This is a genomic window from Paenibacillus arenosi (assembly GCF_014841135.1).
In the GTDB taxonomy this organism is placed as follows: Bacteria; Bacillota; Bacilli; order Paenibacillales; family Paenibacillaceae; genus Paenibacillus_B; species Paenibacillus_B arenosi.
On sequence record NZ_JACYTN010000004.1, the window covers coordinates 128,185 to 141,301 of the forward strand.

The 13,117-nt window shown below is 44.8% G+C and carries 11 protein-coding genes; 3 read left to right on the forward strand and 8 right to left on the reverse strand.

Translation table 11 applies throughout. The annotated features are described in order from the left end of the window. Nucleotides 1-264 precede the first annotated feature (264 nt). The 6 genes from IFO66_RS08785 to IFO66_RS08810 all read right to left on the reverse strand — a co-directional run bounded on the left by IFO66_RS08785 (nucleotide 265) and on the right by IFO66_RS08810 (nucleotide 7,394). The gene (locus tag IFO66_RS08785; protein ID WP_192024793.1) at nucleotides 265-1,797 is read right to left on the reverse strand and encodes an AbgT family transporter; all 1,533 of its coding nucleotides are present in this window, start codon (nucleotides 1,795-1,797) and stop codon (nucleotides 265-267) included. Between the two features lie 192 nt (nucleotides 1,798-1,989). After that, the gene (locus IFO66_RS08790; protein ID WP_192024794.1) at nucleotides 1,990-2,664 is read right to left on the reverse strand and encodes a YkyA family protein; all 675 of its coding nucleotides are present in this window, start codon (nucleotides 2,662-2,664) and stop codon (nucleotides 1,990-1,992) included. Between the two features lie 21 nt (nucleotides 2,665-2,685). Next, nucleotides 2,686-3,549, reverse strand: coding sequence for a polysaccharide deacetylase family protein (locus tag IFO66_RS08795; RefSeq protein WP_337912749.1), 864 nt, complete (start codon nucleotides 3,547-3,549; stop codon nucleotides 2,686-2,688). Between the two features lie 234 nt (nucleotides 3,550-3,783). After that, on the reverse strand, nucleotides 3,784-5,910 hold the full coding sequence (locus IFO66_RS08800; RefSeq protein WP_192024795.1) for a DNA topoisomerase III: 2,127 nt from the start codon (nucleotides 5,908-5,910) through the stop codon (nucleotides 3,784-3,786). Between the two features lie 83 nt (nucleotides 5,911-5,993). Next, nucleotides 5,994-6,782, reverse strand: coding sequence for an SDR family oxidoreductase (locus IFO66_RS08805; protein WP_192024796.1), 789 nt, complete (start codon nucleotides 6,780-6,782; stop codon nucleotides 5,994-5,996). A 132-nt stretch (nucleotides 6,783-6,914) separates the two neighbouring features. Then, the gene (locus IFO66_RS08810) at nucleotides 6,915-7,394 is read right to left on the reverse strand and encodes a MarR family winged helix-turn-helix transcriptional regulator (protein ID WP_192024797.1); all 480 of its coding nucleotides are present in this window, start codon (nucleotides 7,392-7,394) and stop codon (nucleotides 6,915-6,917) included. Nucleotides 7,395-7,706: 312 nt separating this feature from the next. On the opposite strand from IFO66_RS08810, the gene IFO66_RS08815 reads away from it, so the two are divergent. From IFO66_RS08815 to IFO66_RS08825, 3 genes are all read left to right on the forward strand, one after another. Beyond that, nucleotides 7,707-9,122 (forward strand): MFS transporter, encoded by a 1,416-nt coding sequence (locus IFO66_RS08815; RefSeq protein WP_225445614.1) that lies wholly within the window; start codon nucleotides 7,707-7,709, stop codon nucleotides 9,120-9,122. Nucleotides 9,123-9,232: 110 nt separating this feature from the next. Next, nucleotides 9,233-9,709, forward strand: coding sequence for a glutathione peroxidase (locus tag IFO66_RS08820; protein ID WP_192024799.1), 477 nt, complete (start codon nucleotides 9,233-9,235; stop codon nucleotides 9,707-9,709). A 267-nt stretch (nucleotides 9,710-9,976) separates the two neighbouring features. Continuing rightward, entirely contained in the window at nucleotides 9,977-11,767 is a 1,791-nt protein-coding gene (locus IFO66_RS08825; RefSeq protein WP_225445615.1) for a glycerophosphoryl diester phosphodiesterase membrane domain-containing protein, read from the forward strand. 143 nt (nucleotides 11,768-11,910) lie between these two features. On the opposite strand, the gene IFO66_RS08830 is transcribed toward IFO66_RS08825, so the two are convergent. Both IFO66_RS08830 and IFO66_RS08835 read right to left on the reverse strand, forming a co-directional pair. Further along, nucleotides 11,911-12,612 carry an AIM24 family protein gene (locus IFO66_RS08830; protein ID WP_192024801.1) on the reverse strand — a complete coding sequence of 234 codons (702 nt, stop codon included), beginning with the start codon at nucleotides 12,610-12,612 and terminating at the stop codon, nucleotides 11,911-11,913. An 11-nt stretch (nucleotides 12,613-12,623) separates the two neighbouring features. Further along, the gene (locus IFO66_RS08835; protein ID WP_192024802.1) at nucleotides 12,624-13,064 is read right to left on the reverse strand and encodes a hypothetical protein; all 441 of its coding nucleotides are present in this window, start codon (nucleotides 13,062-13,064) and stop codon (nucleotides 12,624-12,626) included. Nucleotides 13,065-13,117: the final 53 nt, after the last annotated feature.

Here is a 13,117-nt window from a genome sequence, read left to right on the forward strand (position 1 = left end):
GCTAGTATTTATTTGCGCTTATCTCAACCTAGTGCCACAACGAAAACAAGCAGACCTCCTCGAAGGTCTGCTTGTTTTATTTTTTTATGCTCTTGATTGTTTCACTTAGCCCTGAGCGACCATTTATTCTGGACAGCAAACTTGCAGTTCAACTGTATACATCCATCCCACGTCTACTCAGGTAGAATTCCTCTTTAAAATTACATACAAAAAACTGCCTCCCAGCATCAAGCTGAGAAGCAGTTCTCCAAATTAGCTTATTTATTATTTCATGAAGACGCCAGTACCTGGTCCAATTTCTATGCCCGAGAACATCCAGAGGAGGAGCATAATCACCCAACCAATAGAGAATGCGATCGAGTATGGAATCATCGTTGAGATCAGCGTACCGATACCCACTTTTTTGTCGTACTTTTGAGCAAATGCAATAATAACTGCGAAGTACGGCAATAGTGGAGAAATAATGTTTGTTGTCGAATCAGCAATACGATATACGAGCTGTGTAAACTCTGGTGTATATCCAAATTGCATCATAATTGGAACGAATACAGGCGCCATAATCGCCCATTTTGCCGAGGCCGATCCAATGAACAAGTTAATAAATCCACAAATTAATATAAAGATCAAAATTAACGGAATGCCTGTAATACCGGAGCCTTGTAATAGCTCTGCCCCTTTAATTGCAAGAATCTTACCAAGATTCGTCTGTGTAAAGTATGCAACGAATTGACCTGCAAAGAATGCAAGCACGATGTAACTTCCCATACTGGACATCGTGTCACCTAGCATGCTGGATACATCTTTGCTCGTGCGAATCGACTTCGTCATTTTTCCGTAAACGACACCCGGAACAAGGAACATGATAAGAAGAACGGGTACGAGATTCATGAAGAATGGTGATTTAACGATGTCTCCATCTCCACGAAGTGGTCCCCAAGACGGTACTACGAGAAGTGCCAACAATCCGCACGTAACAATTAGTGCTACCAATGCTCCCCATAGTCCTTTTTTCTCTTCTTTCGTCAAATATTGCAGTTCGCCAATCTCTTCACCTTTATACTTCCCAAGGCGAGGTTCAACAATCTTATCCGTCACGAACGTACCGATAATCGTAATCAAGAATACCGATGCAGCCATGAAGTAGTAGTTACCTGCAACGTTAAGAGTTGCTGCATATTCAGCATTGAATGGCTCAACAGCCATACGAGTCAGTTCACCTAGCATTGGGTCAAGCGATGTCAGGAACAAGTTAGCACTGAATCCACCGGATACACCTGCGAAAGCAGCAGCTAGACCAGCAAGCGGGTGACGACCCATCCCTGCGAACAATACAGCACCTAGCGGCGTCAATACAACATATCCTGCATCAGATGCCATACTGGACATAACCCCACCGAATACAAGTGAAGCTGTAATCAGCTGACGTGGTACAGAAGTAACAAGACCACGCAAAGCAGCTGTAATCAAGCCAGAACGCTCAGCAATACCGATACCTAGCATCGTAACAAGTACGGTGCCTAGTGGAGCGAAGTTCGTAAAGTTTTTAACCGCATTTTCAAATACGTACTGAAGTCCTTCTTTACTTAGAAGGTTCATTACTGTTAACGTTTCGCCAGGCTTCGTCGGATCAGCTACACTCAATCCAATAGAAGACAATATAGCGGATACGACCATAACGAGCAATGATAGCAATGCGAATAGCATAACAGGGTCTGGAAGCTTATTACCGACCTTCTCGATGCTATCCAGAGAACGCATTAATAGACTTTTTCTTGTATGCTGTTCTTTAGATCCCATTGTCACTTTCCTCTCTTATTTTTATATGTCCACTAGTAGTAGACATCTGTTTTTCGTTTGTTCTATTATATGCGAAAGAAATTTATAAATAAATAGTCTTTTTTTATTTGTAAGAAATTACCTTACTTCTTTCTATTTTAGAAAAAAGAAAGGCATTCGCCCTTCAAAAGCATATTCTCTTCTAGCTTCTAATTACTTGGAAGAGTTAGCTTTATCCGTTTGAATGCCCGCTGCTTTATAAAAAGCATCTTTATTCGTATTAAACTGTTCTGTGTATTGATTAAATTGCTGTTTTAACTGATTGACTTGCGTCCACTGCTGGTTGCGTTCGCGTACAGCTTGCTGCAGCTGTTTTAAGTTCGTTTGTTCCACCTTGAGCTGCTCATATAACGCACGTTCCGCTGCAATTAACTTTTCATATTGTGACGCCAACTGCTGAACCGTCTCGTAGCGCTTCGTATATGCAGTCAATGCTTGTGCAGCCTGATCTTTGCCTTGTGCTGGTTCCAGCTTATCCACTTGGGACTGTGCTTTTGCAACATGCTCATAAGCAACGGTTACCTGCTCTTTCACTTTCATCATAGCCTGCTGCCGTTGATCCAACGAGGACATCGTCTGCGTAATCAGCGTCTGTACATTCACATTGCTGCGCTCACCTTTGTCCAAAATCCTATCGTATTGCTTCTGATCTTTACTCTCCAACTGCTTCAGCTCTTCAAATGCAGCCGAGGCTGCACTTTCCGTAGAGGCAGCCTGCTCAAAAGAACTGAACAGCTTCTCACTTGAAGGAGCTCCGCACGCTGCTAGCATCGTTGCCATCGCGACTATCATGGCTAGTACGCCAATTTTATTTTTCCAAGACTTCAACTTTGATCTCCTCCTACCCGATTACAGGCGCTCATCATGATGGAAGTTCACAACAAAATGAGCATTAGGGTCGTATACTTCAAACTCATAGCCTTGCGAACTAATATACTCTATGATTTCTGGCAATATCTCAACAGTTTGCTTGCGATCATGCATTAAAATAACTTCCGTATCCTTCTTCAAGCCTCGTTTCACTTCATCCAGCATCCCAGAAGGATTTTTTGCATACTTCCAATCCAATGTATCCAACGTCCAATCCCACATCTTGAAGCCTTCCTCTGCGATATCATTACGGAACGGCTCTTTAATTTGCGGCGCACTGCCGTATGGCGCACGAATGAGATTCGTCGTTATGCCTGTTGCTTCCTTCACCAATTGCTGTGCTTCCTTCTGTTCCTCAACGAAGTTGTTTGCACTGCCGCTCCTATACAGCTTTGTATAATCATGCGTCATACTGTGCAGCGCAGGATAATGACCTTCAGCAGCAATTTGCTTGATAAGATCAGGATGCTGCTGCATGCTGTTGCCTAGCATGAAAAATGTCGCTTTTATATTATGTTCTTTCAAAATACGAAGAATTTCAGGAGTATGTGAATTAGGGCCATCATCGAATGTCAAATAAGCGACTTTGCGCTTTATACCATTATACATCGTAGGCGATTGCTTCTCTTTCGTTACCGTATCAAATGCCGCAACACTAGTAACCACATGCTGTCCTTGTTTGGAGGTTGTCGATAGCCCATCATGTGCCCACAATTGTTTACCAACCGTATAAACTCCAAAACCTATCCCAACTAATAATGCCAGTAAAATAATACGGAGAATCCATTTCTTACGTTGGTTGCGTCTCCGTGAATCTACCCTCACCATGCTCGTATTTCTCACGACAACTTCCACTTCCTTATCTCACTTAATATGACCGTATATGACCACTTTCGACATCAACTTTCTTGATTCTATCAAACTAAAGTTACACAATCATTACAAGTTTTTCAGATTTGGGTAAATGATAGCGAGGAAATTTTGGAAGTTTCATAGGGAGAAATGAGGAACAATAAAAATAGCCTTGCCCCTCCTGTATGCTAGAGAGAGACAAAGCTATTACTGATTCGAAAGAGTTTATTCGTCCTGCTTGGCTAATGCTGCCTTCAGCAGATCACCTAGATTTGAACCAAGTGATTCTTGCTTCGCAAATTGCTTCACAAGCTTCCGTTCTTCATGCTTCTTCACTTTGCCGCCATCACCGTCTAACTTCTCAATGACGTTGCACGGCAAACATTGAAAGAATTTGCCGACCTTGCCCGTCTTCAATTCCATGCGTTTATGACACCGCGAGCAGCGGCGATTCGACAACTGCTTATCTGCCGAGCGCTTGTAGCCGCATTCTTTGTTCGGACACACCAGAGTCTTGCCTCGCTTGGACTTGCGCTCCAACATACGTGTTCCGCAATCAGGACAATGGCTATGAGACACATTATGTGGTTTATACTCTGCTTCACTTGCCTTTACACCTTGTACAAGCTGCTTCGCCATTTCGCGAATTTGCTGCATAAAGTCACCTGAACGGCGCTCACCACGTGCGATGCGCTCCAATTCCCGCTCCCATTTCGCTGTCAATTCTGGCGTTCTCAGCTCTGACGACACAAGCTCGATCAGTTGCTTGCCTTTGCCTGTAGGCTTCAAATGCACACCCTCACGCTCAATCGTGTCGCTAGACACGAGCTTCTCTAAAATATCAGCGCGAGTGGCAGGCGTACCGAGTCCATGCTTCTCCATCTGCGTTAAAATAGAAGCTTCTGTATAGCGAGCAGGCGGACGAGTCCGATCACGCTGCACGTATAGACGCTTCACACTCACAACATCATTCACGTTAAGACGAGGAATACGCTCAGTCTCACGGGCATCCGCGAAACGGCCTTCTTCCTCTTCATCCTTCCAATCGTTGTCGTAAGCTTGACGCCAACCTTGCTCTAACGCCGTGCGACCTTTCGCTATGAACGTCTCATCACCGATACGAAGCGTCAACGCGACTTGCTCCCATTCAGCAGCTGGTAAGAACAACGAAAGGAACCGGCGTGCGATAAGATCATACAGCTTGCGCTCCTCTGGAGAGAACTGTGCAAGCCGCAACGGCTCATCCGTAGGAATAATTGCATGATGATCCGTCACCTTGGAGTCGTCCACGATACGTTTTGTAATTGGTAGTGGGCGCTTAGCTATTGTTCTAGCCAATGCAGCATAAGGTCCCGCTGCCATCGACTCCAATCGCTCCTTGAGCGTACTTGTCATATCTGAAGAAAGATGACGGCTGTCTGTACGCGGATACGTAACCGCTTTGTGCTGCTCATAAAGTCGCTGCAGCACGTTCGATGTCTGCTTCGCTGAGAAGCCGAAACGGCGGTTCGCATCACGCTGTAGCTCAGTCAAATCATAAGCGAGCGGATGCGGCTCTTGTCGCTTCGACTTCTTCAAGTCGGTAACGACAGCACGCTCATTCGCCAGCTTCTCCATTCGTTTCTTGGCAGCATCCAGATCAAATTCACGCGCATCGCCGTTATCTCCACGCCACATGGCTTCATAACCGCCCATATCAGATATGAGCTGATCGAATTCCTGTGAGCGGAAGCCAGCGATATCCTTCTCGCGCTGCATAACAATGCCCAATGTAGGCGTCTGCACACGGCCAGCTGACAATGGCGTCTCGAACTTACATGTCAGTGCCCGCGTCACATTTAGGCCAACGAGCCAGTCCGCCTCTGCACGACAACGTGCAGATTCATAGAGACGGTCGAAGTCTGTACCTGGGCGTAAACGACGGAAGCCGTCTTTAATCGCCTTATCCGTCTGTGACGAGATCCACAGGCGGCGGAATGGCTTACGCCAATTTACCTTTTGCATAATCCAACGTGCCAACAATTCACCTTCGCGAGCGGCATCTGTTGCGATGATCAATTCCTTCACATCTGCACGCTTCATCAACTGCTGTACAATCTTGAACTGATGCGATGACTCACGCAAGACCGTCAACTGCATCTTGTCAGGCATCATCGGCAAATCTTCCAGCTTCCACTGCTGATACTTCTTGTCGTAGAACTCCGGTTCTGCTAGACCAACGAGATGTCCTAACGCCCAAGTGACGATATACTCCGTACCTTCTATATAGTGCTTATGATTATCACGACAGCCCAATACACGCGCGATCTCGCGCCCAACTGAAGGCTTTTCCGCCAATACGAGAATTTTCATAGTTCCTTCCTTTCCAAACCCTACTGCTCATATCTATGATTCATTTTCATGCTCATCATTGTACTATTCGGTCATACCCACTGTTAGATCGAGTTAACTATACCACCATCTGCAAGCAAAGATTGCCCTGTCATATAGCTATTCGCAGGCGAAGCGAGGAACGCAATCAGACGGCCCATCTCTTCAGGAGAACCGTAACGTCCAATCGGAATACGAGCCGCTTCCGCCGCCTGTATTTCTTCAACAGAGACCTGCTTCTGCTGTGCAACCAGCTCGTCCAGTTGTTCCACGCGATCCGTTGCAAATCTGCCCGGTCCAACCGTGTTGATCAAAATGCCCTCTTGCGCCAGTTGTGGCGCTAAAGTCTTGGCAAGACCTACTACGCCGACACGGAAGGTCGAAGATAGCATCAACGTCTCAATCGGCTGCTTAATGGAGGACGAAGTAATATTTACAATGCGTCCAAAACCGCTTTTTCGCATGTACGGAAGTACTTCACGAATCGCACGCACATAGCTAAGCAGCGTTAGTTCAAAGCCTTCCTGCCACATTTCATCGCTAAGTTGATCAAATTTCCCTGGCTTAGGCCCACCACAGTTGTTTACCAAAATATCAACCGTTCCAAAACGCTCTACAGTCAGTTGCACAATGCGCTTAATCGATTCCGCACTTGTAATGTCCGCCTCTACAGTTAGTGCTTCTATTCCTGTCTTCGCCTTCAAACGAGCCGCTGCCTCCACGAGGCTCGCAGCACTACGTCCGACCAATGTAACGAGCGCTCCTTCTGCAGCCAACGCTTCCGCAGCCCCATAACCAAGCCCTTTCGATGACGCCAGTACAATCGCGACTTTCCCCTTTACGTGCAAATCCATAATAAACACTCCTCCTATAACGTGTACACGCTAATCCCTAGTGCTATTCCTTACAACGAATATTGCTGCCGCCCCCCGCATACTAGACGATATATTTCGTGCGGAAAAATGACGGCGAAGTCACCTCATCTTTTATTTAAAAGCTTTGGTATCGGGTAAAGACATATCTTTATTTTCCATTAATTGAAACAGAAGCCTGTAAAACTGTGCACGCTGCTCTTCTGTCAAATTCGTTAATAGACTTTCTGCAATGGCCTTCTGTGAGTCAAGCACTTCATGTAAATGCTGCTCAGCCAATTCCGTCGTTTGAAGTAAGGTTGCTCGACGATCCGTCGGATCCGGCAATCGAACGAGCAGTTTTTCTTTTTCTAACGCATCGACGAAATCGGTAACCGTACGCGCTTTTACCCCAATTTGACAGGCTAATTCATTCATGCGAATTTTTCCTGTTGCGGACACTATAGACAACAGTCGCAACCGAGGACCTGAGATTTGGAAAGGCACATCGACGGCTGCCAGCTGTGCATCAAATTCTCGTTGCATATATTGAGTGGAACGAATCAACATATGAATGACATCTATTGCTGGTGGGTTATCCTTATAGATGACCATAACATCAACTCCTGCTTAACTCAAAATCATATTTCCTATCCCTTACCTCTTTACATCTTTAGCTAGTTACTGAGTCCCCTCATCATATCATACTTTTTATGTATAACTCCTCTCCATCCTATGTGTGCTTGATCTGCCGATATTGACAATTCGAAAAATACTGAGTAAACTCACTATTATAAATTAATGAGGTAACTCAGTATGTGGTCACTCATTAAAAATGAATTTACGTTTGGATGGAATAGCCCCCTTCCTCAATTCCATATAAACATTGGTTCGCAAATACTCATCCTTAGATTGGAGGGAAGCCTTTTGCATGAATTAAAACATACAAGCGCAGCGAACGCCGATAAGTTACTGCGCGTTCTTGTTGTTACTTTAATTTTTTCCGTGATGAACGGTACCATGTTCAATGTCGCACTCCCAGCCATAGGTGCAGAGTTCAGCTTACTTCCTTCTCAGGTCAGTTGGATTATGACAAGTTATATGGTTCTATATGCGATCGGCTCCGTCGTATTCGGTAAGCTCGCTGATAAATATCGACTTAAAGACTTACTCACCTACGGTTTGCTTGTCTTCGCAGTTGGCTCCATCGTAGGTGCACTCGCAGATGAGTTCTGGGTGATGATTGTTGGACGTATTCTGCAAGCGGCTGGAGCCTCTGTTCTGCCAGCTACTGCGATGATTATTCCGATCCGCTACTTTGCACCTGAAAAGCGTGGTCGTGCCCTAGGTACATCCGCGATCGGACTAGCACTTGGCGGTGCTTTAGGTCCTGTTGTATCCGGCTTAATTACAAGCCTAGGCAGTTGGAGAATGCTATTTCTATTTTCCCTTCTGCCTTTGCTAACGCTGCCCTTCTTCCGTAAGTATTTAGATGACGAGAGAGGCACAACAGGCTCCATCGACTTCCTTGGTGGCCTACTGTTGAGCGGAACAGTTGCATGCGTTCTACTTGCGATTACACAAAGCAGCCTATTGATGCTCGCGGGTGGCGCTATATTGCTGGTCCTATTCATTGCCCGAATTCGAACAGCCACCAATCCATTTATTCAGCCTGAGCTGTTCCGTAATCCCAATTATGTCGTTGGCTTGCTGCTTACGTTTATAGCAACAGCGATGAGCTTTAGTGTGACTTATATTACGCCTCAATATTTAACAGCTTTGAATGAACTACCTCCGAGCAGCATCGGCTTCGTGCTAACGCCAGCCGCACTGGCCGCAGCCATGCTAGGACGTAAAGGTGGAAAATTGGCAGACGAACATGGCAACTTAACCTTAGTCAAAACAGCGTCTCTCATGCTGCTGCTGTGCTTCATTTTGTTATCGATATTCGTGGGCGTGTCTCCTTATGCAATTGCACTTATTTTAATACTGGGCAATCTAGGTCAAACGTTTATGAGCATCGCCATGCCGAATACAGTATCTAGAACGTTAACCAAGGAGCAAACGGGTGTGGGCATGGGACTGTTTTCGATGCTCAATTTTATTTCAGGAGCCATCGCTATGAGCTTGATCGGTAAAATACTCGATAACGGTTCTACTACACTTCGTATCAATCCGTTTGTCACAAATGAAGGAGCTTACATGTATAGCAATATATTCTTTGTGCTTGTGTTGCTTACGCTAATCATGTGGGGAATTTATCGTGTTCAGTTCGGAACAGGAACAGCTTCGACGTTATCATCAACCGCAGCTGTGAGCGATCACGGCAATCAAGCGAAATAAACATTTTAGAACAAGTGGCTGCTAGTTCCAAAACATCTATTCGAGTTCAGCATCGGTCTATGCTAGAATGGACTCAGCTTGTATAGCCTGTATATAAGGAGATGAAACGAATGTCGACCTTGTATGAAATTAAAGTAAACAAGGCTTCTAAGGAATCCATTTCGCTTGATGCCTACCGAGATAAAGTATTGCTAATCGTGAATACAGCCAGCAAATGCGGCTTTACTCCACAGTTCAAAGAACTCCAGGAACTACAGGAACGTTATCATGCACAAGGATTCGAAGTGTTGGGTTTCCCTTGTGATCAATTTGCGAATCAAGAGTTCGCTGAAATTGAAGAAACACTGCAGCACTGCCAATTAAATTATGGTGTATCCTTCCCGATGTTTGCTAAGTTAGATGTAAAGGGCGATAACGCTTCACCATTGTTCAAGCATCTTACTTCGGAGAAGAAAGGCTTGCTTGGTTCAGAGGTAAAATGGAACTTTACCAAGTTCCTTGTCGATCGCCAAGGTAAAGTAGTTCACCGTTTCGCTCCACAGACGAATCCGTCTACTATCGCACAGCACATCGAGAAGCTATTGTAAGGTAAATAGGGATAGACCGTGACCAAATAAGGTCGCGGTCTTTCTTTTTTCTTGTGACAGCCTTAACTATTAAAACCCGCCCATTGTATAAGAAAAAGTCTCTACGGCAACCATTAGCAAGTTCACCCTCCAAGGAACATACTAGTGGAAGGCACTGGATTGATGCGTTTCCCACAAAAATGTGTAAAAATAGAAACAGACCTCTCTGACGTGTAAGTACGTTATTCTGCGTCTGATTATGTAATGAACTAAATGAGGATGAACGATATGAATGATGCAATACCATCTAAAAAAAGTTTAGTCATGCGCATGACTCGCGAAGTATTGCGAGTATTGAAGCTGTCATGGCGTCCACTGCTTTTATTTGAACTCGTATACAAATTGTTGACGATCGGAATATTCATTCCACTGCTGTCTGCTCTATTTAATCAAATCTTGGATTGGGGCGGCTATCAAGCGATTGCCAACCACGATGTCATCCGATTCCTATTCAGCAGACATGGCATGGTGAGCCTAATCGTACTGGCACCCATTGCAATCGCGATTATTTATACCGAATTCGCCGTGCTCGTCTATATTGCCTATTACAGCATTCAAGGACGTGAAGTCCGGGTACGCGCCGTTCTAATGAAAGTGTTGATACGACTACCGAAACTCGGTCGAATCGGTTTGCTTGGTCTCGCTATCTATTTGCTGCTGCTCTTCCCACTCTTGGATGCAGGGTTTGGTGCTTCGCTTCTGCCTGGCATTCTGATTCCTGAATTTATTACCAACGAGCTCATGAAGACGCTAGCTGGATTGCTGGCAGTTGTAGGCTTTTTTGTTTTCATTGGTGCAATGAACTTAATTTGCATTTATGCGCTGCCTATTCTCGTATTAGAACGAACGCAGCGCTTCATTCAAGTCGTTCGTCGCAGTGCCAAACTGTTCTGGCGCAGCAAGTTCACCCTGCTCGCTTTACTGGCGGAATGGTTGCTTGTTTCGATCTTGATTGTTGTGTTCTTCTTTATACTGCTTGTGCTATTCATTATGCTTACGATGTGGTTCCTTGGTGAAAACTTCGCAATCGATATGGCGCTCGGCATGATTATGAGCTTAGGATTATACACGTTGTCCTTATTACTTACACCTTTGTTCGTTATCGCCATTACTCGTGTTTATATGGAGTATACAGAACCAGCCGATTATGCTGCGGATGAGGATGGCATTGATCCAACCTACTGGATATGCGAAAAAGGTAAGAAACAGCAAGTGAAGAAGCAGGGCGGCAAGCTTATCACGATGATCATGCTGTTGTGCATCGCACTTGGCTGGGGACTTACGACGCTGTTTGCGAGCGAACAACCTGCTCAGCGAGATGAATTTATTCTTATGGCTCATCGCGGAGATCTTTCATCTGGCATTGAGAATTCTATGGAGGCCTTCGAAGGTGCCGTGCAAGCAGGGGCTGACAGAATTGAATTAGATATTATGCAAACAAAGGATGGCAAGTTGGTTGTCATTCATGATGAGAACTTAAAGCGATTAACGGGACATGATATTCCGATTTACGACATCACATGGGATGAGCTTCAGCATATTCCACTGCAAGATGGAGAACAAACGAGTCGCATCGCAACATTGGATGAAGTCATTGCTACCTTTAAAGGAAAAACAAAATTCACAATCGACTTGAAGCCGCATGGCTATGAACAAGATTTGGTTGCTTCCTTAGTAAGCACGATTCATAAACATGGCATTCAAGATGAGGTATATGTACAAAGCACCGATTATGAATTTTTACAAGAGTTTAGAGCTGCAGCTCCAAACATCAAAATTGGCTATGTAATGTTTGCAGCGTTCCGTTCTCTTCATCCTTATGATGTAGACTATTTTGCTATTGAGCAGTCATTTATTAGTTCTCGTATTATTGCTTCTGCGAAGCTTTTGAATAAGCCGTTGTACGTATGGACTGTGAATGATATAGATAGTGCTGAACACTTCTATAAACTAGGTGTAGACGGAGTTATTACGGATATTACAGCCGACATAAGGGAGCATATCAATCTGCTTCATTAACCATGCATAGATGAAGGATTCGCATTTACGCAAAAAAAGGGATGACGAGAGTTCGCAACTCTTATCATCCCTTTTCCTATGAAGGCTCTCGATCATTTGAAGCTGCATCATTTATAATGATTGACCACAACTTCTTTCGCCCCTTATTTTATAAACACACCACCGAATGGAATGACTTCACGTAAAATACGTTTAATAAATCCGCCGCCATCTAGATCCCGTTCCAACTGCCCGTCCGATTTGCTCGTTTGCAGCAGTACATAGCCTTTTCCTGTTATTTCCCAATGATAGTTCATATGCTGGCTCGCTAATGTGTTGCCGTACACGACAGGCTTTAATTGTGCATTCTCGGGATATGCTACTAAGCAGCTGACATCGACATAAGTCGGCCGGACAGGATCAAGCTCCATCCGATAAAGGGGCCCGTGAGAAATAACCCCGAGCAGACCATCTTCAGCAGTAAACTTCATTTTAACAAGTTCTCGTGTAATAACTGCATTTTTAAACGTCTGCACACGACGATCCACTTTCATTCCTGCTGTGTAGAACATGACATGCTTCCATTCAAATAATAAATCCGATCCCGTCGTAATGGGAATCGTCTGCATGCTGAATCCTGTCGGCAAGCCAATCATAAACTTAACAGGCCCAGATATACGGGATTGGACGAATTTGCGCTTACGGTAAATCCCCGCAATATCCATCAATTGGTCTTCTCGCTGTGCTGAAGCCCCTTGAAAGGACAAAATTTGCCCTGGATGAAGAATATAGACGATCTCGCCAGCCCTAAGCTCTATCGATAAAGCTTGTGATAACACCGCTTCTGCTTCATTAATAATTTTCATACCTGCACCCGCTATCGACTGCGGTGACGGCTCCATACCATCACACGCATCACTCTAGTCAACACAAAATACAAAAGTAACAAACCGATCCCTGTCGCGATTGTAATAAATATTCTGCGCACCTGCTGCTTCTGTTTGAGCTCCTGCTCCTCCAATAGAAGCAATCGGTTCATTAATTGTTCGTTCTGTTGGCGCAGCTGATCATTTTCACCGTTCAGCTTGTCCGTCATCTCTTGATAGCGCTGTTGCGAGTCTTTTAAAGATTGCTCCATCTGATTATATTGACCCTTAAGCTCGTTAAATTCCTTAGGCATCTCGGATATGCCCTCCATCCAATCCCACAGGCCCGCCTGAGCACTAGGAGCCGGATAACAGAACAGCATGACGATCACGATGAGCATGGCACAAAACATTCCGGTACGATGATAGGATCTCCCCTTCGCTCGTCGCATACGCTCACCTCCTTGAATGTTATTTACATCAAATGTGATGTAGATTTATCGGT